The following is a 22,240-nucleotide window of genomic DNA, read 5'->3' as shown; positions in this document are numbered from 1 at the left end:
AAAACTTAACTTATATTTAGGGGCTGATTGCAAGTGAAAGTACTAGAAGATATGAAAGAACCACAAACCCAGAACGTTAAAAAATATGTTGAACATGTTTTTGAAATGGTTAAACAGCGTAACCCTCATGAGGAAGAATTTCATCAAGCAGTTAAAGAAGTCCTTGAATCTTTAATTCCTGTGCTTGTGAAAAATCCGACATATATGAAACAATCTATCCTTGAACGTATTGTGGAACCTGAACGTTTAATTTCCTTTAGAGTACCATGGGTAGACGATAAGGGCAATGTACAAGTTAATCGTGGTTTCCGTGTTCAATTTAATAGTGCGATTGGTCCTTATAAAGGTGGATTACGGTTCCATCCATCTGTAAATGCAAGTATTATCAAATTCTTAGGATTCGAACAAATATTTAAAAATGCTTTAACAGGGCAACCAATTGGCGGCGGAAAAGGTGGATCAGATTTTGATCCTAAAGGAAAATCTGACATGGAAATCATGCGTTTCTGTCAAAGTTTTATGACGGAATTAAGTAAGCATATAGGTCCTGATACAGATGTTCCGGCTGGAGATATCGGTGTTGGTGCTAGAGAAATTGGATATATGTTTGGTCAATATAAAAAATTAAAAGGCGCATATGAAGCCGGAATTTTAACAGGTAAAGGTGTCGGTTACGGCGGAAGTTTAGGTCGTAAAGAAGCAACAGGATATGGTGCCGTTTATTTTGTAGAAGAGATGTTAAAGGATCAAGGATTAAGCTTTAATGGAAGTACCGTTGTGGTATCTGGGTCTGGTAATGTTTCTATCTATGCCATTGAAAAAGCAATGGAGTTAGGTGCAAAAGTTGTTGCATGTAGTGATTCAAGTGGGTATATTTATGATCCAAATGGAATTAATCTTGATACAGTAAAACGCTTGAAAGAAGTAGAAAACAAACGAATTTTTGAATATGTTAAAGAGCACCCAGAAGCTACGTTCCAAGTGGGATGTGCGGGTATTTGGACCATTCCTTGCGATATTGCGTTACCTTGTGCAACTCAAAATGAAATTGACAAAGAAGCCGCGGAACTATTAATCGCAAATGGTGTAAAAGCGGTAGGTGAGGGTGCAAACATGCCATCTACGTTAGATGCCATTGACGCATTCTTAGAAAACAATGTATTATTTGCTCCTGCAAAAGCAGCAAATGCCGGTGGAGTTGCAGTATCTGCTTTAGAAATGGCACAAAACAGTTCACGAATCTCTTGGACAAAAGAAGAAGTGGATGAGAAATTACAAGATATTATGAAAAACATCTACAGCCAGAGTATGGAAGCATCCAAAGAATACGGTATATCTGGTAATCTTGTAGTCGGTGCGAATATTGTTGGTTTCGTTAAAGTTGCAGATGCAATGATTTCTCAAGGCGTCATTTAATTTAAAACGGAAAAGCACATTTATGATAGCAGGTTGTATGGAACGAAAAACGTCCATACAACCTGTTTTTTTGGTATATAATGGAATCTAGAGGAGGGGATCGTTCATGTGGGGGAAGGTTAAAAATTTTTATTCACCATGGATTGATGTTTGTTCTTTTTTAATTCTCATTATTACGGTATTTTATTCCATTTACTATTATACACAGCTTCCTGATGAGATTCCTACGCATTTTAATTTAGCTGGTGAACCGGATGCGTGGAATGGGAAAGGAACCCTCATTGGTTTCCTGGTTCTATATGTTTTTTTATTGTTTCAATGTTTTGGTTTAAACTATTTTTTATTTATTAAACAAGAAGATCCAAAAGAAGCACTGCATTTTATCAATCTTCCTTTTGTGAAAAAGGAAAAATTAACGGAAACACAATTAGATAGAGTAGTTAAATATTCTTCAAGAATGTTAGCTGTAATGAATTTGTGTATCAGTATATTATTTGCGTTCATACTCTATGGGATGATTCAGACAGCTATTGGCAATCGAAATGGGCTCGGATCGATAATTATAATTGTAGTCGTGTTGTTAGTTGGTGTTTCGATCTATTATATTTGGAAGATGTACCGAGAAGTTAAATAATATTTAATAGTTTTGAAACATATTATACAATATTACGTAAGGATGAATGTTAGATTAATAAGGGGGAAAATTATGAAACCAATCACGAAAAAACGTATGAAAGCTTTTTTAATTGATCTGGCCATTTCCAGTACAGTAACTGCGGGAGTGGAGTATGTTTTACGTAAAAAGATTAAAAACGAAGCGTTTCATGCTTTAGTGACACCCACAGTAGTATTATGGTCGCTTGAATACGCACAACTTCGTAAAAATGGACAAACATATGGGTATAAGAAGATGGGATTGGAACTTGAGAATAAAGATGGTTCCGAGCTAAATTGCAATCAAATTATGAAACGTATGGCTTACAGAGACTTTTGGAGTACGATTGATTATTTAAAAGGTCCAAAAGCATTTGAGGAAGAAGAGGGAAAAATTCTACCACATGATCGTTACGTTGGAACTATTGTAAAAGAAAAATAATTCGAATGAGTCAGCTTCCTAATATGGGGGACTGACTCTTTTTTCTTAATAAAAACTTAACATTAACCTTGAGCAAATTATGATAAGATAAGTTATTCCTTCCGTTTTATAGTGATAAAGTGAATTTATTCGAAATAAAATGATAGAAGAATCGTAATAGAATACACATAGAGAGACGTAGGTGCAAAATGAAATGGAAAATTGGATAACGGAAATTATGAATGAATTTGGTTATATGGGAGTAATGTTTCTAATTGCTTTAGAAAATATCTTTCCTCCGATACCATCAGAAGTAATATTAACATTTGGTGGTTTTATGACAACTACTACGAACCTAACTATATTCAAGGTTGTTCTATCCGCAACTGCTGGCTCCGTCGTAGGGGCTATCGTTTTATATATGATCGGTTTACAATTAGATGTAGAAAGGCTAGAAAAGATAGTTGATAGATGGGGGCATATACTCCGTCTTAAAAAAAGTGACATTCATAAAGCTGATGCATGGTTTGATAAGTATGGCCCATGGGCAGTGTTTCTATGCCGATTCATTCCGCTAATACGAAGCTTAATTTCAATCCCGGCCGGAATGTCAAATATGAATGTTGGTATATTTCTTATCTTTACAACGATAGGTACGTTTATTTGGAATATTGTATTAGTTAATTTAGGTGCATCTCTTGGGAACTCATGGGATGTAATCGTGTATTATATGGATATTTATTCTAATATAATTTACGCAATTCTATTATTACTTTTTATTATTTTTGTGTTTGTCTTTGTGAAAAAAAGAAGATAATAGAAACGTAGTGGGAGATAAATAGTCTTTCACTACGTTTTTTATTTAACAAAGTACCGTAATTATTCATATATAATAGTACGTATTCAAAAAGGAGGATGAAAAGGAACGTGTTGGCTAACTCGCGGCGTCCTGAGACTCCAATTACTCGTCCCACCGTAATGATCTGCTACGACGCTACCCCTAGCACAAGGGCATTTCATTTTCATCGGACTTTTTGAAAAAACTCTAATAGTAGAAATTTAAAATCTATAAATAATTATATAAGTTATGATATGATAGTACTGTAGAAGATTAGGTGTTTACGAGTTTAATGAAAAATTCCGCTATACATCTAAAATTGAAAAAATTAGGGGAAAAGGTTGATAAGTATGGGCAACAGAGATAATAAAACTGACGTCATTTTAATTGGCGCAGGAATTATGAGTGCGACTTTGGGGACATTTTTGAAAGAATTAGTTCCGGAATGGGACATTACAGTGTTCGAAAGTCTATCTAAACCTGGGGAAGAGAGTTCAAATGAATGGAATAATGCAGGGACAGGGCATGCCGCTTTATGCGAACTCAACTACACAGTAGAAAAACCAGATGGTTCTTTAGATATTAGTAAAGCGATTAAAATTAACGAGCAATTTCAAGTTTCGATGCAATTTTGGTCTTATCTAGTGAAGAACAACCTAATTCGTAATCCACAAGAATTTATTATGCCATTGCCTCACATGAGTATGGTGCAAGGGGAAGAAAATGTAACTTTTTTAAAGAAACGTTATGAAGCGATGTCAAAAAATCCTTTATTTGAAGGAATGGAATTCTCTGATAATCCAGAAAAACTTAGTGAATGGATTCCTCTCATTATGAAGGAACGTCAGACTAATGAACCAATTGCTGCAACTAAAGTTGAATATGGAACGGATGTTAACTTTGGAGCATTAACACGTTTACTCTTTGAACATCTAAGTGCTCAAAATGTGAATATTCAATATAGACATCGTGTTAACAACATGAAACGTACTAGTGACGGGTTATGGGAACTTAAAGTAAAAAATCTTGATAGCGGTAACGTAGAGCACCATAAAGCAAAATTTATCTTTATCGGTGGAGGTGGAGGAAGCTTACCTCTTCTACAAAAAACACGAATACCTGAAAGTAAACATATTGGTGGATTTCCTGTAAGTGGACTATTTATGGTATGTAATAATCCCGAAGTGGTTGAAAAACATCATGCGAAAGTTTATGGAAAGGCAAAAGTTGGTGCGCCACCAATGTCAGTTCCGCATCTTGATACAAGATTTATCGATAATAAAAAATCATTATTATTTGGCCCTTTTGCGGGGTTCTCACCGAAGTTCTTAAAAACAGGATCCATGTTCGATTTAATATTATCTGTTAAACCTAATAATGTGTTAACGATGTTATCTGCAGGTGTTAAAGAGATGGCATTAACCAAATATTTAATTCAACAAGTCTTGTTATCTAAGGAAAAACGAATGGAAGAATTACGTGAATTTATTCCTACTGCTAAATCAGAAGATTGGGATTTAGTTGTTGCAGGTCAACGTGTTCAAGTTATTAAAGACACGGAAGCAGGCGGCAAGGGAACATTACAATTTGGAACTGAAGTTATTACTTCTTCGGATGGTTCTGTTGCGGCATTATTAGGTGCATCACCTGGAGCTTCAACAGCTGTTCACGTCATGCTTGAAGTCTTAAGTAGATGCTTTCCTGAACATATGAATGAGTGGGAAGTGAAAATTAAAAAAATGATTCCTTCATTTGGAATGTCTTTAATGGACTATCCAGAACTTTTACAAGAAATTCGCCAATCCTCCGAGAAAGCGCTTGGATTAGATAAAAAAGAATTAGTATTGAGTTAATTTTTCATAAGTTAAAGAATCTTTAATCAAGAATTAAAGGTTCTTTTTTTTACCCTTTTTAGCATCGGCTCCAAATATATCCAGCATAAATAACTCATAATACCCAAAAATAAGTTTATCATCATCTCTAAAATTTAAACGTAAAGGGGAAATTAAAAACATGCTGGATCAAAAGACGATTGAAATAGTAAAATCGACTGCACCGGTTCTAAAGGAACACAGTACAGAAATCGGTAAAAGATTTTATAAATTATTATTTACAAAAGTTCCCGACTTATATAACCTTTTTAACCAGACAAACCAAAAAAGGGGTATTCAACAGGAAGCTTTAGCTTACTCTGTTTATGCAGCCGGTGAGCATATAGATAATTTAGATGCCATAAAACCAGTTATTACAAGAGTGACGGAAAAACATCGTGCCATAGGAATTAAACCTGAGCAATATCCAGTTGTAGGAGAAACCTTACTTGAAGCGGTGAAAGATGTACTTGGAGAAACAGCAACAGAAGAAATTTTAACTGCATGGGGTAAAGCGTATAATTATATTGCCGATGCTTTTATAAGTATCGAAAAAGAGCTCTATGAAAAAGCTAAAAGTGCTCCTGGTGGTTGGGAAGGTTACCGGGAATTTGTAGTAGATAAGAAAGTGGATGAAAGTGATATTATTACCTCATTCTACTTAAGACCAAAAGATGACGAACCAATTGCTGATTATCAGGCAGGTCAATACCTAACGACAAAAGCGGAAATAGAGGGGGAAAAATACACCCATATCCGCCATTACAGTTTATCTGATGCTCCTGGGAAAGATTATTATCGAATAAGTGTCAAGCGGGAAGATTCAGTCAACGGTCAACCTAAAGGGATCGTTTCTAATTATTTACACCAAAACATCCAAGTTGGGGACACCTTACAGTTTTCTGTACCTGCAGGGGACTTTATTATAAGCCCGTCTAATAAGCCCATGGTTTTATTAAGTGGAGGAATTGGGGTTACTCCACTTCTTAGTATGTTAAATACTACGGTAGAAAAAGAGCCAAATCGTGATATTACGTTTATTCATGCTACCCAAAACAGTAAAGTTCATGCATTTAGAGAACATTTGTCGGAGTTGGCTAAAAATAATCATCGTGTCCATTCTTACGTTGTTTATGATTCACCAACGGAAGAGGATAAACAAGAAAAACGTTATGATAAGGAAGGTCACGTCGATTTGGACTGGCTTAAAAAGGTCTTACCATCTAATGATGTTGATTTTTATCTTTGTGGACCATTACCATTTTTACAAGCAATGGTTCGATTACTAAATCAATGGGGTGTACCTAAGGATCAAATTCATTTTGAGGTATTTAATCCTGTAGCAATATTAGGAGATTAATTTAAATACTCACACGTTTTCAGAAGAAAAAACGTGTGAGTATTTTTACGTTTTTTTATTATTTAACTTCAAGGACTTTCTTCATTGCTCTTATCAAACCAAGTGTTTCAGCCTCTCGTTGGGCAAGCATGATTAATAGGTCACCATGTGTTTCAATATATCCGTGTGGGGATTTGAATTTAACGTTAGATTTCCAAAATAAATCATCGTACTTATTGATTCTTTCTTGTTGCTGTATTAAATCTTCTATTAATTGTGATAAGCTAGGCGGTTCTATTTCCCAATCCTTTACCTGAACATCCGAGCTAAATAATTCTGCATATTCTTTTGGTATTTTTTGAGATTTCTTTTGACTTACGAATAATAATTTTTCATCCATATATAAGATATTGCCGATATGCCAGCGAATGGTTTTGTCGAAGTACTCGGAAGTTTTATCTATGATGTCTTCATCTAAATCTTGTATAAAAGTAAGTAGAGAAGTTCTAGCTAAATTAAACTGTTTTAATGACATTTTTCTTTCCTCCTAATCCATCTTTCCTTAGTATAGTGGAATCAAAAAGTAAATGAAAGAAATTTGCAAAACGAGTAAAATGGGTGCACATATTTTTGTCTGAAACATATATTGGTTATTGTGTGAGAATTCAATGGAAGGAAGAGAGAAATGAATAAAGAAGAAAAAGTAATCCTAGGGAAGAACGAGATTAATAATGGGGGATATCAGGTTATTGAAGTAAATATGTCTGATACGAATGAAAATCTTTATGCGGTATGTACTCCGGTAAAACTTTCATAGCCAATCCCAAATAAAACCATCTCTTATGTAGGTATACATACAGGAGATGGTTTTTTAATGTTATTCTTCATCATCTAAAAGAGCATCAAAGGCTTCGGATACTTTTTCAAATTCTTCGTCTGACTCAATGGCTGCTATATCCCCATCTTCGTCAATCTTAAGGAAGAAAATATCGATGTCTTCTTCCGTTTCTTCTTGTACATCATCTAAAAAACTAACTGCAACATAGTTAGTTCCTTCAATGGTCACTTTCGCTAAAACTTCGACAGAATTTTCTTCTTCTGATTCGTCCACAATTGTAAAGATTTCTCCAACCGTAACTTCTTCCATCATACAACCTCCTCTTTCTAAGTCTAGTTTACCATTAAAAAAGGAAAAACATACCATAAAAGAGAAGTTATATATAAACATTCACAATTATGTAAACACCATGTTTCATCAAGTGAAACGTGGTCATATACTTTAACTTGTTTGTTCGAAACGAAGAGATGCTATATATTTATTGATTTTTTTATCTAGAATTTGAATTCGACGGAGCGCAGTGTCGTGATCAATTTGGCGGTAATGGTGATTGCCACCAGGTTCTTCATCTGCTTCATCGGCCAGTGCGACCACTTTTTGTAGAGGGGTAAGTTGTAATTCCCCTTCTGGCAAATACGAGTCTGTGTGAAGGAGTACCGCCAGGGCAATGGCTTTCGCATTTTGAAGGTCTTCTCCACAACGTACGAGAAGTTTATGAGCACGAGCAGCACCTTTTATGGCATGAATATCATTTTCCTTATACAATTGATAATCCCACTCACCGTCTTGATACCATTCGTAATGACCGATATCGTGAAGTAAGCCAGCTTTCGTAGCGAGATCTGGGTTTACACCGGATTCACGAGCAATTTCAAAGGCTTTTTCAGCAACAGAAACTGCATGTGCCATTCCAGAACGACCAACATATTTTTGAACAATAGGGTGGATATAAAGCGTTTCTAACGTCACATTTCGTATCATGATACTCCCCCTTTTTATCTAATAATTTACGTTTCTCAGAAATGTATATTGTTAAATACATTACCACGATTTTCGGCGAATTTCAATGGCTATTGGTGGATTTGTAAAAATAATGGATTGATTTTTTGTAATTAATGAATCACGGCCAAAGTCTCGTTCATTTTACAGGCAAATGTCCGTGGCAGCGGATATCACGGCCAAAGTCTCATTCATTTTTCAAGCAAATGTCCATGAGAGCGGTTATTATGGACTAAGTTAAACTTGGACGGTCACTCATCGTATTATGATGGTGAACATAAATCGAAAAAAATTCAAAAAGGTTCGTTGGGGAATCCAACATTTTTTATCCTACAAAAAACTAACATTATACGATTAGCATAACTCTAGCTTGTTATTAATTGGTATTGTTTGAAGTATAGTAAAATATATTTAAATAACTATTCAAAGAAGTAGGGATCAAAATGATGACATCGGAATTATTGATTGACACAGATGCATGTTATCGACAGATGGAAGAGAAGGCTCATGCATATTTCGAAACGCTTTCTGAACAGCTTAGAGAAAAGACATATATAAATCAATTAACGAACGATATCCATTTATGGAAAAAGAATCATGTCCATTCATTTCCGTCCCTTTTTTTCAATAGAAAAAGAGAACGTTATTCAAGGGATTACCATCGATATATAAAATATCTACATCATACTGGTAAGCTAGAAAATTATCTCGACCGGAGTATTTCCTATATTTATATGCGTGATTTGGGTAAAGCACTTGATTCTACAAAAACACAAAATCGTATACAAAAATCTGTTAATCAACTGAAAAACCATCTAGTAAACTCCCTTACAGAAACGAAAATGGAATCATATAACCTTGCTGGGTTATTTCGCTGGTCACAAAATGAAGGGGTAGAATCCAGTTTTATTTGGTTGACGGATAAATTAAAGACAGTACGAGATCAAATTCCAGAAGGCTTAAATTCAGATGAGGCCCAACGAAAGCTAATCAAAATAATTGTTGGTGTCGTTATGCATGTTTTAGAAGAAATGGATGATGAAATTTCACCTAAGGACAAATCGGTAAGACTGGATGAGGCTATAAGACTCGGCTATTCTTATGGCCTTACTTACCCTTTTATCGATGACCTTCTAGATTCCAATATTTTGTCTCCAAATGAAAAAATCCGTTATACCAATTTAATCCGTTCCGCTTTAACTACTGGTGTTGTACCGGATTTGGATGATTGGAGTGGGGAGAATAAGGAATTCATTCAGTTTGTCCATGCAGAACTTCGAGATGCATTCGAATATATAAAGTCCCATCAACGACTTGAAACAACCGAAGTTTTTTATAAAGATTCCTACGTTTTTTTTCAATCACAGGAAGTGGATCGTAATAAATCTATGGAAAATCAAAAACTTACAAATGAGGAGATTTACATTCCAGTTATTTTAAAATCTGCGGCTTCCCGTCTTATTGTACGTTCGATTATTAGTGCCCCAGAGGATGAAGGGTTTGAAAGCCGGACCTTTTATTATGGATTATATAATCAATTAGCCGATGACTTTGCCGATATGTTTGAAGATGAAAAGACGGGATCCGTTACCCCATATACGTATTATTTGAAATATTATCGTACGCGTGGAGATCTTATAAATCCATTTGGATTGTATTGGACAGTCATTTCCTTTTTAATCCACGAGGTTTACCAGTCTGATCCAAAAACATGCGAAGTGATTTTAAATCGTGCCATTAATGGGTTAAAACGGTTTAAGAGAAAATGGGGGACTCAAAAATACGAAGAAATAATGGGCATCCTTACTTCTGAAATTCAGTCTTTTAATGGTCTTATACAAAAAATGGTTAAAAAAGCCGATGATGTTGATTTCTTTGATAAACTTTTACGCGATCATATGATTAATCATTTTCGGAAAGAGCGGAAAGAGCGAGAAGATTTTATCGAAATGACGCGAAGCATTCGTGAAAAAATCAATAATTGCTTACAACTAAAATCTCATAAACAAGTATTTTTATCGAATGATCATATTCTGGACGCGGTAAATTACAGTTTAGGCGATGGTGGTAAAAGGTTAAGACCTATTATAACTTGGATGATGGCGGTTCATTGCTACCATATGGATGAAGCGGATATTTTTCCATTGTTACGGTCATTGGAGTATTTGCACACGGCATCTTTAATTTTTGATGATTTACCTTCCCAAGATAATGCCTCTCTTAGGCGAGGGAAGCAGACGTTGCATGAAGTATATAATGTTGCTACCGCAGAATTATCCGGGCTTTTTTTGACTCAAAAGGCTGTAGAAGAACAGACAACGTTACAACGTTTTAATTCGGAAAAAGTGCTCGAAATGATTCATTATTCGTCTGGTGTTATAACAGATATGTGTAGGGGTCAGGCAATGGATTTAGAGGAAAAAGATAAAATATCGTTAGAACAATTAAATAAGATGTGTTTTTATAAAACGGGTATAGGATTTGAGGCCTCACTCATCATGCCAGCTATACTTGCTGGGGTAGACGAAGAAGAAAAGAAAGCATTGAAAAAATTTGCTTATCATACTGGCATTGCTTTTCAAGTTAAAGATGACTTATTAGACCATCAAGGAAATACCATATCACTTGGTAAACCAACGAACCTTGATGTAAAAAATAATAAATCAACATTTGTTACCGTTCTTGGTAAGGAAGAAGCAAAAAGAGCTATGTGGGAACATTATTGTTTAGGATTAGATGCTTTACAAGAAATTCCTGGAAATAAAGCTTTTTTAAAGCATTTCTTAAGTTATGTGGTGAATAGGGATAATTAAAGGACTAAGAAATCCACCCCTTTAGAACAGAGGAGTGGATTTTGTTTAGACTTGTTTTCGCTTGATTGCCCCTATGATGATCACGATGACCGTAAGACCAATTAAAAAGAAAAGGGAAAGGACGTTATTGGTTTGAAAGATGGCCCGTACCATTTCTTCTTTTATAATCATTTCTCCGCCAGTCCAAGCGAGTAGGGCAGCTCCAATGAATACTACAATGGGGAACTTTTGAATAAGCTTTAAAATAAGTTCGCTCGCTGTTAGTATGATAGGAATGCTTAGAATAATTCCAGCAATAATTAGTAGTAAATTACTGTCAGCAATTGCAGCAATAGCTAGTACATTATCTAAACTCATGATAACATCTACAAAAATGATAATCGAGATGGCCTCCTGCAAGGAATTTCCGCTTTTTATTTGATCGGTTTCATGTGAATCTACCATTAGTTTATAGGCAATAAAAAGTAAAAGTATTCCACCAATCAATTGAATAAATGGCATCTCCAATAAGTGTATCATTAAGAAAACAAATAATGTCCTTAAAGAAATGGCACCTAATGTACCCCATTGAATGGCTCTCCCTTGAAGTTCTTTGGGAAGATTTCGACTAGCCATCGCAATGACGAGGGCATTATCTCCGCTTAGAAGGATATTAATAAACAGAATTTCTAAGATTGGTTGAATAAATTCCATGTTTTGCCCCCCTTGATTTCAAGCTTAACAAGACGAAGCTTGTCCATTGGTCTATAATTAAAAATTATGAGTAGATTAATTTGAAAAGAACTTTTTTTGATTGATATCTTGAAAAAAACTAAAAAGGGATTTCACATAATATGTGGAATGTATTAACTAGGTATATCTTTTAAGGAGGACGTTTATGGTTGCAATACCAAAACCAGCATCTACGGTAGTTTTAATGGATAATGAATCGAGGATCTATTTAACGAAAAGACCGAAGACGATGAAGTTTATGGGCGGATTTTATGTGTTTCCTGGTGGTGGAATGGACGATGCGGATCAACTTGTAAATGAGAAATATGTGAAGAGTGAATCTAAAAATGATTCTCTTACTATGGGTCATTACATAGCCGCTGCTAGAGAGCTGTTTGAAGAAGTCGGGATTTTGTTAGGGAATAAAGAAGATGGATCACCTGTAATTTTATCAAAGAAAAAGGAACTAATTTATCGAAATCAATTAGTAAACAGAGAAATAACATTTGGTGAGATTTTAGAGAGGGAAGAAATATTTTTTCATTTAAAATGTTTATCGTATATTGGTCAATTGGTTACCCCTAGTCAAAGTCATATCCGCTTTGATACTCGCTTCTTCTTAGTGATGCTTCCTCAAGGACAACAGCCTCATCCGGACCGTTCCGAAATAGATGATGCATTTTGGATTGCCCCTGAAGAAGCACTTGACTTATTTGAAAATAAAAAATTAAAACTATCCGCACCAACCATTCTAACGCTTGAAGCCGTAATAAAATACCTAAATGGTGAGAAACTTCATATATCTGCTTCCGAAATTGATTTATTAAAAATGAGGAGAAACATAACTGGATTTTGATTCATCATATTGAATCAAATCCTCTTTTAAAAGTTTATCAAGATGTGCTTCTATCGTTTTCTGTGCAACTGGGAAAACACTAGGATGAATACGATCTTGATAAATTATCTCTGTCAATTCTTTTGAAGTGATTTGTTGATGTTTTTCCAATAAAGTTAATAATTGTTGTTCACGGTGTAACCTACGCTGGATGACAAAATCAATATGTTCATGTGGTTGGTGTACCCATTTACCATGACCTGGACCAATTTTTTCTATTTTTAAATTCCTTAATCGCTGAAGGGTTTGCAAATAATCTTTCATATCTCCATCGGGTGCTCCAATCCATGTGGTTCCTTCTGCAACAATATTATCTCCAGCAATAAGAATTTGTTCTGATGGTATATAAAGACTCACATGCCCTAACGTGTGACCTGGTGTATGCATCACGATGATTTCTTCCCCATCCACCTTTATGGAGTCCTCGTCTTCTATAAGAGTTATTTCTTCCCATGGAGAAATGGCGGATAATACTTGTTCCTCTTCTTTTTCATGACAAAGTATAGTTGGCATCCAATGAATTAACATGCGTACTCCCGGTGCATGGTCTTGGTGAGCATGAGTTAGAACAATTCGTTTTGGTCTCGCAAGTCCATGTTTATTGATTTCCCATTCTAATAATTTTCTCGTATCCTCTGTATCGTAACCCGCATCCACTAAAATAGATTCTTCTTCATTTCCAATGAGATAGGAGTTCGTTGTAGTATGCGGCAATAAAGTCGGGGTTGGAATCGGAATGCGGATTACTTTGATATTGCTTTTTCTTTTCACTAGATCCGTCCTTTCAACAAATTCAATACATCTTTCTATTTCAGTATAATATGATGTGTGTGGAATTTTAAGACTTTTTTTTAAAGTGTAGCTTTAAGCTTGATAAGATGAATCGTATTTCTAATACTAGCAGCAATTTTTCGTTCATGATACATTGGTATAAAAACCTTCAGAAAGGAGCAACCACATGCAACTAAAATTACAATCAAGGAAAATCAAAGAGCGATGTGGTACAGTGTCCTTTAGAAAAGGGGAGGCGTTTTTTCGGAACCGAAAAGTATTGATCGACGAAGAATCGAAAAACGAGGTTAAAGCTACAGTAGAGGGTGTAGAGGATTTTCACGTTATTGTTCGTAAAGAAAATGGACAAATCCATGCGACTTGTAGCTGCCCTACCTTATCTTCTTTCCAGAAAGATTGTCAACACATTGCGGCAGTGTTGATTGCTTTGCAATATAATGAAAACCATAAAGAATCGCAAAAGAATGAAATACAGTCAGACATTTCAGATGAAATAATAAAAATATTTCAAGATAATCCAAAAATGAAGAGTGGTACTCAGAACTATTTTGAAAATAGAATTGAAATCTTCCCGACGTTTTTTTGTAAAGCTGTTCGAGGAGATCTTAATTATGACATGTTCGCAATGGAGATTTCCATTGAATCTACAAAAATTAAAGATATTCGTGAATTTCTGGACAAAATGAAAAGAGGGGAGTCCTATTTCGTTTCACAACAATTTACTTACAATCCGACAAAATATTGTTTTGATAAAGATTCGGACATGATTTTGCAACATCTCATTCGGGTGATGGATGACGAAAAAATATATCGGCGTGCATTACCGAGTAATAACGAGAGTAATCTTCCCAAACACCAAATTTTCATTCCAGTCTCCTTATGGGATACCCTTGTCCCACTATTGGATAGTTTGAATCATGTCACATTGGAATACAATCAGCAACATTTTCTTGGGTTACATCAATCTGATGAATTGCCTCCACTCGTATTTGAATTTGGTGATGAAGTAAATGGATTTTCCTTAAAAATCAGTGGGTTACAGAAAGTGAAACTCATGACAAAATATAATACGGTTTTATATCAAGGAAGGGTTATTCGAATAAATTCCATAGATATGGAACGGTTGGCAGAGCTTGAGAGAATGCTAGAGTACTCTAATACGGATAAAATCCTCATTGGCCCTAACAAAATCTCATACTATATGGAAAAGTTGGTTCCTGTTTTAAGGAAATTAGGTGAAGTTCACTTATCTGGGTCCATTACAGACCACATTGAAAAGAATCCACTAAAAGCAAAATTGTATTTAGATCGTTTAAAAAAACGATTATTGGTGGGGTTAGAATTTCATTATAATCATGTTGTCATTAATCCATTAGAGAAACATGAGAAGCAAATTGGTACGGTCATTATAAGGGACACGGAGAAAGAACAAGAAATACTTCAGCTCCTGGAAGAGGAAGGCCGATTAAATCAAACAGAGAGCGGATATTATCTTCATAATGAAGAATTAGAATATCAATTTTTGTACCATGTATTACCGAAATTACAAAAACTAACCCAAGTTTATGCAACTACAGCAGTAAGAAATCGAATTTTTCGTAAAAACTGGAAGCCAAAAATTAAAGTTAAACATCGTAAAGAAAGGACGAATTGGCTTCATTTTACTTTTGATATGGATGGAATTCCACAGAGTGAAATAAAAGATGTATTAGAAGCATTGGAAGACAAACGAAAATACTACCGATTAAAAGACGGTACCTTGTTTTCTTTAGAAACGAAGGAAATGGAGGAAATCCAACGCTTTTTACGGCAAGCTCCGATTCAAGATGATGATCAATTAGAAAAAGGACTTGACGTTCCAATCGTTCAAGGTTTGCGACTTTTAGATACGGTAGAAAGTGATGATACCTTTTCCTACGAAGACTCGTTTCGTGATTTTTTACAGAGAATTAGTAATCCGGATCTAAATGAATATAACGTGCCAGAGAATCTCGCAGGAACATTGAGAAACTATCAGAAACAAGGATTTAAGTGGATGAAAACGATGGCGAATTTCGGTTTTGGTGGTATTTTGGCTGATGATATGGGACTTGGAAAAACGGTACAAAGCATTGCATACATTTTATCGGAACTCCCGGACATTCGAAAAAGGAAGTTTCCTGTACTAATTGTTTGTCCATCCTCTGTTACGTATAACTGGCTTTCTGAAATAATGAAGTTTTCCCTCGAACTAGAAGCAATTGTCGTTGATGGAAAGAAATCAGATCGAATGGAAATTTTTCATAAAAGAGATCAAGTAGATGTCCTCATAACGAGTTATCCATTATTGCGTAGTGATATCCGAATGTATGAGAAGGAAAAGTTCCATACCATCTTTTTTGATGAAGCACAAATGTTTAAAAATCCCCTAACACAAACCGCTCGTTCTGTAAAAAAACTAGAAGCTGACCATCGTTTTGCATTAACAGGAACCCCAATGGAGAATGCACTTGAGGAACTGTGGGCGATTTTTCATGTTGTTTTTCCGGATTTGTTTTTAGGGTTAAAGGATTATAGTAAATTAACAACAAAACAGATAGCAAGAAGGATTCGACCATTTATGTTACGAAGGGTAAAAGAAGATGTGTTAGACGAATTACCTGAGAAAAAGGAATCTGTACAGTTTTGTGAGTTATACCCGGAACAAAAATCATTATATGCAGCATATTTAGCAAAATTACGACATGATACATTTAAGCATTTAGATAAAGATACGATTCGAAAAAATAGGATTAAAATTCTTGCTGGAATTACTAGATTACGGCAAATTTGCTGTCATCCAGGATTATTTGTTCATAGATATGAGGGGAATTCTGCTAAATTTGATCTGCTTATGGAAATTGTAGCAGATGCAAAACAATCTGGAAGAAGGGTTTTAATTTTTTCTCAATATACAAAGATGTTAGAGCTTATTGGTAAAGAGTTCGTTACTCAAGAAATTCCTTATTTTTACTTAGATGGTCACACTCCCTCAAGCGAAAGAGTAGACTTATGTAATCATTTTAACAAGGGGGAGCGAGACTTTTTTCTAATTTCGTTAAAAGCGGGTGGAACGGGATTAAATTTAACAGGTGCGGATACGGTTATTTTTTATGATAGTTGGTGGAATCCTGCTGTAGAGGAACAAGCTGCTGACCGAGCACATCGTATGGGTCAACAGCATACGGTTCAAGTCTTGAAAATAATAGCCAAAGGAACCATTGAAGAAAAGATGAACGACCTACAGGAAAGAAAGCGTCATTTGATCGAAGAAGTAATTGATCCAGAAGATCGTATGTTGCAAACTTTAACCGATGAAGATATTCGTGACTTACTGAAAATATGAATAAATTATCCTTAAAAAACTCATGTTAACATGAGGAGGTGTTGTTCATATGGGTAGAGATCGTCAAGAAAAAAAGCTAAAGCAAAGCGGTAGAGTAGAATCGGACCGTGATGTGGGACTTCGTTATAAAGGTGCAACAAAAATGTCTAGTCCTGAAGAAGCAAGAAGATTAAATGATGGGCATAAGTAAAAAGGGTAAGTCTCTCATGAACACATGGGAGACTTTTTTCTATTCATAATTTTAGTTTCACTGAATACATATGGAAAAGGAGTTTATACGTTTCAATTATATCGATATAGCGAGGGATGAAGATGTCATTCGATCATCAATTAAAGACGAAATCCTACTACCAAACTTATATGCAGGAAAATGATGAAAAACAAGCATTACTAATTTTAGGGGAAAAATATGTCGCGGAAAGGCAAAAGGAAGTTTTTGATTTATCGGAAATCCGCTTTGCTCAAGGGGAAGTATATTATTTAAACAAGGATTATGAGGCAGCGATTTTCAAGTGGGAGAACGTGTCTGGTGAGTTACTTCCTTGGGCTCAAAAAAATATAGCCGATGCTCATTTGCAATTAGATTTTTTAGCTATTGCAGAAGAATATTATAAGGATATTCAAACCGACTCCGAGGTATTAAAAATGGAAATTTTATTGCAATTGTTTCTCCTTTACATCAGACGCGGTCGGCTGCTTGAGGCAAAAAATACGATTCGAAAGGCCTTGGATACAGATCCTGATTATCCAGGAGTAACCAAAAGAGCAAGAGCATTTTATGAGAAAGAGGAAAGTTGGCAGGATGCGTTATATCTAGCAGAAAAAGAAGCCATTCGTACAAAGTCTCTACATTGGTTTCGTGTATTGAAGACTTACGTGGAAAAAGGGCTCGTAAAGGATAAGGAACCAAATTATTTTCATCCTATATTAGCTGAAGTTTATACGGTTGATAAAGAGTGCTATGAACAGTTGGTTGTTGCGCTTTGGACGCATTATAAACAAACAAAGCAATATTTATCATGGCTGCTTGAAATGAGTAAACTATCTCCAAACATTGATCCGGGAGTGGAATATGAGTGGAGGCATTTACCAAACCTTTATAAAGAAACAATTACAGATATAACGAGTGGTGACTATACCGTTAAAGAAATATCTGAAATCGTTCCTAGCTTAATCCTTACTTGGTTTCGAATTGCTAAAGGTGAGGATGCAAAGCTTGCTGCATCAGCTGTAATAGCATGGGATGAAATGTATCCTTTTCATATGGATAGAATGGGCGTTGAAAAGGCTAAGAATTTATTGCTCCATCATTCTGCCGATTCAACCCAAATCTTATATAAAGCAGTGAAACTATTCGAATTAATGGTTAGATGGGCAAAAGAAAAGGGGATTGTTTTAGATTCACACTTAACGGAGAAAATGAAGCGACAATTGGATTTACAACATTATTTTGTTCTTTTAGGTGGAAATAAATCGTCTTTACTAAGTAAATGGAAATTAAACAAAACATCTAGTTCGTTACCGCCAATAGAAACAAAGAAAACGAATAATGGACTTATTCTTTGTCAAATGTCCATGTTGAAAAATAATGAGATAAATATATTGGAATCAGCTGGTCTTTTAGAACAATCCTTAGCCGATTTTGCAATATACATTGTCGAAAATGAAACGGATATTGATGAGGCTATGCATATACGAAAACAAGTGCCAGAAATCAATTTTCAATTTTTAATAAATAATGAATTCAAAGACGCGGATTTAACACAAAAGATAAAAATAAAGTTTTCAAATTCTAGTGTTGTGAGTCTCCCTCAAAAAAACAATGATCAATGGGCGGAAATTATGTCATCTATAAAATTACAAGATTTAAGGGTAGAAGAAGAAAGGGCAACTAAAACATTGTCGTTTCTGAAAAGGTTTCTTCGATTTTTATTAGATAAACAGAAGGAATTAGAGGATAACTTTCTAGATACAATTGGGAGAAACGAAGAAATGGTGGATAATTTATATGAAGCGATTCGCCAATTGAATGAATTGCAAAATGAAAAGATAGATATATTAAAAAATAATTATCGTTTTATCAAACATGAAATAAGAGAAAATATGTTAAAAGGAGTTTCTGAAATATTAAGGGGATGTGCGGATTTAGTTTCAAAAGATAGTGACTTTGAACAAATTCATGTAAAATTGAATGAGGAAATGAATCGAAGGGTAAATGATTATGTGAATGAAGATATTCTCCAAGTGTTTCATTTAGCAATGGATGAATGGATTAAAGAGAGTGAAAGGGAGCTTAAGGATTCGAAAAGCAGTTTAGATGAAATAAGGACTAATTTTAATCAAATGTTTGGGAAAGAGAAAGTAGTATTTGATTGCGATTTACGTGTACTAGATGACTGGGCTCGTGATGTAGACCGAATTTGCCACGGAAATATACAATTGGAAGAAGCCAATATAATCATGCGGTCAGGCTCTTCACAGTTTTTAATAAAAGGGGCAGGAAAAGTTTTTGGATCCATTCCACAAAAAAATAAACATCTCATTTTTAAGAAATATAGGGAATTTATAGAAACGAAAGATTATAGTGACATAGCCAAGTCGATAACGGATCGGTTTATGTTACAAGTTGATCTTTTTGAAAAATCCATCCAACGTGACGTAGAAATGTTTTTTAACAACGCCTTTAATAGTTTGGAGGCAGTTTTAAAAGAAGTGGAAAAGGACCTGACTGAAGAAAAACAATTATTATATGAAATGAGCAATAATCCAGAAATTTATCGAGATCCAATTGCAATGTTTGATTTCAACGTTCGTCAATTTCATATTTTGTACGGGGTTATTGAACCAGTACATGGATATTAATAGAATGAGCAAAACGAACACATTCGCTAAATGACGAGCAGATGTGTTCGTTTTCTAATGTGTCTTTACCTATGTTACAATTAAAGCATAAATAAATGCCTAGCGAAACGGTTAATAGGGGTGCGTGTATGGGGACATCAGATAAAGAACATATTCTCCAATCAATTCCTAATAGAGAAAAAGAAACCTATTATCGACTAACAAAGCTAAACATAAAGGAAAAACATTTGATGTGGGAATTAATTCGAAATACGAATATAGAAGGTGTTACTGTATATCGGGGTACAAAAGAAAATTTACATCATTTATTTTTATTACAATTAGTAACAACGAATCCGTTATATAAAACCAAGGGAGGAGAAATTAGTTTATTTATTCTTCGGGACACTCCATATCTACTTCGTTTACTGCGGAAAATAGCCAGAAGGGATAGGGAGGATAAAACATGATTCTCAGGTCGAAAGTTTAAAGGGTAATCATAGGATATTTAAATATTTTTACATTTTTTAATGAAATGTATTGACTTATTTCAAAAGTCGTTTTATCATAGATTTTGCTGTTGAAAAAAACTTTACATAAGCTAAACGAAAATATAATAATAAAAAGTGTTGACTGTTAAATCTGTTTATGCTAATGTTTATAAATGTCACATTTGGTTTTCTAGTGATGATTCATGAAAGATTACAGTCTAATTATTCCACAGTAGCTCAGTGGTAGAGCAATCGGCTGTTAACCGATCGGTCGTAGGTTCGAATCCTACCTGTGGAGCCATTACGGAGAAGTACTCAAGAGGCTGAAGAGGCGCCCCTGCTAAGGGTGTAGGTCGCGATAGCGGCGCGAGGGTTCAAATCCCTCCTTCTCCGCCATAGTTCCTATGGCCCGTTGGTCAAGCGGTTAAGACACCGCCCTTTCACGGCGGTAACACGGGTTCGAATCCCGTACGGGTCACTATTTTATTAAAAAAGACATGTTAAGTTCGTGACGTCCCATCGTAACTCATGCATTAGCACATCCTGTGCTTCGGAGGATTAGCTCAGCTGGGAGAGCACCTGCCTTACAAGCAGGGGGTCACAGGTTCGAGCCCTGTATCCTCCACCATTAACATCTAAATTCAATATTTATTCACATCGCGGGGTGGAGCAGTCTGGTAGCTCGTCGGGCTCATAACCCGAAGGTCGCAGGTTCAAATCCTGCCCCCGCAACCAAAAGTTTATTTATATTTTTATGAAAAAACTTAGTTATGAAAATAGTAATACGGTTAGTTTTTAAATTTCAGGAATGGTCCGGTAGTTCAGTTGGTTAGAATGCCTGCCTGTCACGCAGGAGGTCGCGGGTTCGAGTCCCGTCCGGACCGCCATTTATAAATTTATATTGGAGGTATACCCAAGTCTGGCTGAAGGGATCGGTCTTGAAAACCGACAGGCGGGTCAAACCGCGCGGGGGTTCGAATCCCTCTACCTCCTCCACTTATAAGAAATGGCTCGGTAGCTCAGTCGGTAGAGCAACGGACTGAAAATCCGTGTGTCGGCGGTTCGATTCCGTCCCGAGCCATCTCAAATGAATATTAAAGGGGTATAGTTTAATGGTAAAACTACGGTCTCCAAAACCGTCAATGTGGGTTCGATTCCTACTACCCCTGCCATATTCTAATGGCGGTCGTGGCGAAGGGGTTAACGCACCGGATTGTGGCTCCGGCACTCGTGGGTTCAATTCCCACCGGTCGCCCCATAATTTTAATATAATTTTAATGATTGGGCTATAGCCAAGCGGTAAGGCATCGGGTTTTGATCCCGTGTATCCTAGGTTCGAATCCTAGTAGCCCAGCTTATTCGGGAAGTAGCTCAGCTTGGTAGAGCACATGGTTTGGGACCATGGGGTCGCAGGTTCGAATCCTGTCTTCCCGACCACTAAATATATGTTTTGGGGCCTTAGCTCAGCTGGGAGAGCGCCTGCTTTGCACGCAGGAGGTCAGCGGTTCGATCCCGCTAGGCTCCATCTTTAATATGGCGGCGTAGCTCAGCTGGCGAGAGCGTACGGTTCATACCCGTGAGGTCGTGGGTTCGATCCCCTCCGCCGCTATTCATATTAAGGACCCTTAGCTCAGTTGGTTAGAGCTATCGGCTCATAACCGATCGGTCGCAGGTTCGAGTCCTGCAGGGTCCACCATTTCTATTAATATATCTTTTATAGTTTTGTGGGTGTAGTTAAATGGTATAACCTCAGCCACGAGCGACACTTCTACCGAATAATCTACGAGTTACCTCGAAGCATTGACTTCTTTGAATAGGCTTGTAGATGGAGAGGCATGTTGGTCGGGATTGAATCTAAAGTACAAATTTAATTAAATTTTGCGGGTGTAGTTAAATGGTATAACCTCAGCCTTCCAAGCTGATGTCGTGGGTTCGATTCCCATCACCCGCTCCATTA

18 protein-coding genes and 16 tRNA genes are annotated in these 22,240 nt (G+C 36.0%); 29 read left to right on the top strand and 5 right to left on the bottom strand.

The window, feature by feature from the left end:
* Positions 1–51: 51 nt before the first annotated feature.
* The 6 genes from gdhA (at position 52) to hmpA (ending at position 6,560) form a co-directional block, all read left to right on the top strand.
* Entirely contained in the window at positions 52–1,416 is a 1,365-nt protein-coding gene (gdhA, locus tag KM885_RS13975) for an NADP-specific glutamate dehydrogenase (RefSeq protein WP_204798600.1), read from the top strand.
* A 106-nt stretch (positions 1,417–1,522) separates the two neighbouring features.
* On the top strand, positions 1,523–2,050 hold the full coding sequence (locus KM885_RS13970) for a DUF1648 domain-containing protein (RefSeq protein ID WP_047183615.1): 528 nt from the start codon (positions 1,523–1,525) through the stop codon (positions 2,048–2,050).
* Between the two features lie 72 nt (positions 2,051–2,122).
* On the top strand, positions 2,123–2,512 hold the full coding sequence (locus tag KM885_RS13965; protein WP_047183616.1) for an RDD family protein: 390 nt from the start codon (positions 2,123–2,125) through the stop codon (positions 2,510–2,512).
* Positions 2,513–2,705: 193 nt separating this feature from the next.
* Positions 2,706–3,308 carry a DedA family protein gene (locus tag KM885_RS13960; RefSeq protein ID WP_047183622.1) on the top strand — a complete coding sequence of 201 codons (603 nt, stop codon included), beginning with the start codon at positions 2,706–2,708 and terminating at the stop codon, positions 3,306–3,308.
* Positions 3,309–3,679: 371 nt separating this feature from the next.
* Positions 3,680–5,182, top strand: a complete 1,503-nt coding sequence (gene mqo, locus KM885_RS13955) for a malate dehydrogenase (quinone) (RefSeq protein WP_047183617.1) — start codon at positions 3,680–3,682, stop codon at positions 5,180–5,182.
* A gap of 160 nt (positions 5,183–5,342) precedes the next feature.
* A complete protein-coding gene (gene hmpA, locus KM885_RS13950; RefSeq protein WP_204798597.1) occupies positions 5,343–6,560 on the top strand; it encodes an NO-inducible flavohemoprotein in 1,218 nt (405 codons plus the stop codon).
* 58 nt (positions 6,561–6,618) lie between these two features.
* Here the strand turns inward: hmpA and KM885_RS13945 are convergent, their stop codons facing one another.
* A complete protein-coding gene (locus KM885_RS13945; protein ID WP_047184021.1) occupies positions 6,619–7,074 on the bottom strand; it encodes a hypothetical protein in 456 nt (151 codons plus the stop codon).
* Between the two features lie 150 nt (positions 7,075–7,224).
* Here KM885_RS13945 and KM885_RS18145 point away from each other — a divergent pair, with 150 nt between their 5' ends.
* A complete protein-coding gene (locus tag KM885_RS18145; protein WP_255449126.1) occupies positions 7,225–7,356 on the top strand; it encodes a hypothetical protein in 132 nt (43 codons plus the stop codon).
* A gap of 60 nt (positions 7,357–7,416) precedes the next feature.
* Here KM885_RS18145 and KM885_RS13940 read toward each other — a convergent pair whose 3' ends face one another.
* Together KM885_RS13940 and KM885_RS13935 are read right to left on the bottom strand one after the other, a co-directional pair.
* Positions 7,417–7,686: a DUF1292 domain-containing protein gene (locus KM885_RS13940; RefSeq protein WP_047184022.1), complete on the bottom strand. Its 270-nt coding sequence runs from the start codon at positions 7,684–7,686 to the stop codon at positions 7,417–7,419.
* Between the two features lie 132 nt (positions 7,687–7,818).
* A complete protein-coding gene (locus tag KM885_RS13935; RefSeq protein ID WP_047184030.1) occupies positions 7,819–8,355 on the bottom strand; it encodes an HD domain-containing protein in 537 nt (178 codons plus the stop codon).
* A gap of 467 nt (positions 8,356–8,822) precedes the next feature.
* On the opposite strand from KM885_RS13935, the gene KM885_RS13930 reads away from it, so the two are divergent.
* The gene (locus KM885_RS13930; RefSeq protein ID WP_204798599.1) at positions 8,823–11,189 is read left to right on the top strand and encodes a polyprenyl synthetase family protein; all 2,367 of its coding nucleotides are present in this window, start codon (positions 8,823–8,825) and stop codon (positions 11,187–11,189) included.
* Positions 11,190–11,234: 45 nt separating this feature from the next.
* On the opposite strand, the gene KM885_RS13925 is transcribed toward KM885_RS13930, so the two are convergent.
* Positions 11,235–11,882 (bottom strand): YjbE family putative metal transport protein, encoded by a 648-nt coding sequence (locus KM885_RS13925; protein ID WP_047184024.1) that lies wholly within the window; start codon positions 11,880–11,882, stop codon positions 11,235–11,237.
* 184 nt (positions 11,883–12,066) lie between these two features.
* On the opposite strand from KM885_RS13925, the gene KM885_RS13920 reads away from it, so the two are divergent.
* On the top strand, positions 12,067–12,756 hold the full coding sequence (locus KM885_RS13920; RefSeq protein WP_145523987.1) for an NUDIX hydrolase: 690 nt from the start codon (positions 12,067–12,069) through the stop codon (positions 12,754–12,756).
* On the opposite strand, the gene KM885_RS13915 is transcribed toward KM885_RS13920, so the two are convergent.
* Positions 12,724–13,566, bottom strand: a complete 843-nt coding sequence (locus KM885_RS13915; protein WP_047184026.1) for an MBL fold metallo-hydrolase — start codon at positions 13,564–13,566, stop codon at positions 12,724–12,726. The two genes, KM885_RS13920 and KM885_RS13915, sit on opposite strands and share 33 nt — an antisense overlap.
* Before the next feature lie 187 nt (positions 13,567–13,753).
* Here KM885_RS13915 and KM885_RS13910 point away from each other — a divergent pair, with 187 nt between their 5' ends.
* The 20 genes from KM885_RS13910 to KM885_RS13815 all read left to right on the top strand — a co-directional run bounded on the left by KM885_RS13910 (position 13,754) and on the right by KM885_RS13815 (position 22,237).
* Positions 13,754–16,951, top strand: a complete 3,198-nt coding sequence (locus tag KM885_RS13910) for a DEAD/DEAH box helicase (protein ID WP_204798596.1) — start codon at positions 13,754–13,756, stop codon at positions 16,949–16,951.
* 49 nt (positions 16,952–17,000) lie between these two features.
* Entirely contained in the window at positions 17,001–17,141 is a 141-nt protein-coding gene (locus tag KM885_RS13905) for a YpzI family protein (protein ID WP_068677526.1), read from the top strand.
* Between the two features lie 122 nt (positions 17,142–17,263).
* Positions 17,264–19,813, top strand: a complete 2,550-nt coding sequence (locus tag KM885_RS13900; protein ID WP_145543036.1) for a tetratricopeptide repeat protein — start codon at positions 17,264–17,266, stop codon at positions 19,811–19,813.
* A gap of 128 nt (positions 19,814–19,941) precedes the next feature.
* Positions 19,942–20,262, top strand: coding sequence for a hypothetical protein (locus KM885_RS13895; RefSeq protein ID WP_047184028.1), 321 nt, complete (start codon positions 19,942–19,944; stop codon positions 20,260–20,262).
* A gap of 247 nt (positions 20,263–20,509) precedes the next feature.
* Positions 20,510–20,584 (top strand) — tRNA-Asn (locus KM885_RS13890).
* 4 nt (positions 20,585–20,588) lie between these two features.
* Positions 20,589–20,679 (top strand) — tRNA-Ser (locus tag KM885_RS13885).
* Positions 20,680–20,689: 10 nt separating this feature from the next.
* Positions 20,690–20,761 (top strand) — tRNA-Glu (locus KM885_RS13880).
* A 74-nt stretch (positions 20,762–20,835) separates the two neighbouring features.
* A tRNA-Val gene (locus tag KM885_RS13875) sits at positions 20,836–20,911 on the top strand.
* A gap of 30 nt (positions 20,912–20,941) precedes the next feature.
* Positions 20,942–21,018 (top strand) — tRNA-Met (locus tag KM885_RS13870).
* 75 nt (positions 21,019–21,093) lie between these two features.
* Positions 21,094–21,170 (top strand) — tRNA-Asp (locus KM885_RS13865).
* 16 nt (positions 21,171–21,186) lie between these two features.
* Positions 21,187–21,279, top strand: a tRNA-Ser gene (locus tag KM885_RS13860).
* Positions 21,280–21,291: 12 nt separating this feature from the next.
* Positions 21,292–21,364 (top strand) — tRNA-Phe (locus KM885_RS13855).
* A 17-nt stretch (positions 21,365–21,381) separates the two neighbouring features.
* Positions 21,382–21,455, top strand: a tRNA-Trp gene (locus KM885_RS13850).
* Positions 21,456–21,465: 10 nt separating this feature from the next.
* Positions 21,466–21,541, top strand: a tRNA-His gene (locus KM885_RS13845).
* Positions 21,542–21,565: 24 nt separating this feature from the next.
* Positions 21,566–21,637: transfer RNA gene (locus KM885_RS13840), tRNA-Gln, on the top strand.
* Between the two features lie 6 nt (positions 21,638–21,643).
* Positions 21,644–21,720 (top strand) — tRNA-Pro (locus tag KM885_RS13835).
* Positions 21,721–21,735: 15 nt separating this feature from the next.
* A tRNA-Ala gene (locus KM885_RS13830) sits at positions 21,736–21,808 on the top strand.
* A gap of 10 nt (positions 21,809–21,818) precedes the next feature.
* Positions 21,819–21,892 (top strand) — tRNA-Met (locus KM885_RS13825).
* Positions 21,893–21,902: 10 nt separating this feature from the next.
* Positions 21,903–21,979: transfer RNA gene (locus KM885_RS13820), tRNA-Ile, on the top strand.
* Between the two features lie 184 nt (positions 21,980–22,163).
* Positions 22,164–22,237: transfer RNA gene (locus KM885_RS13815), tRNA-Gly, on the top strand.
* Positions 22,238–22,240 lie beyond the last annotated feature (3 nt).

Source organism: Oceanobacillus caeni, from assembly GCF_019037185.1.
GTDB classification, from domain to species: Bacteria; Bacillota; Bacilli; order Bacillales; family Amphibacillaceae; genus Oceanobacillus; species Oceanobacillus caeni.
Note: the sequence above shows the minus strand (reverse complement) of the source record. Positions and strands in the feature narration are given on the sequence as shown.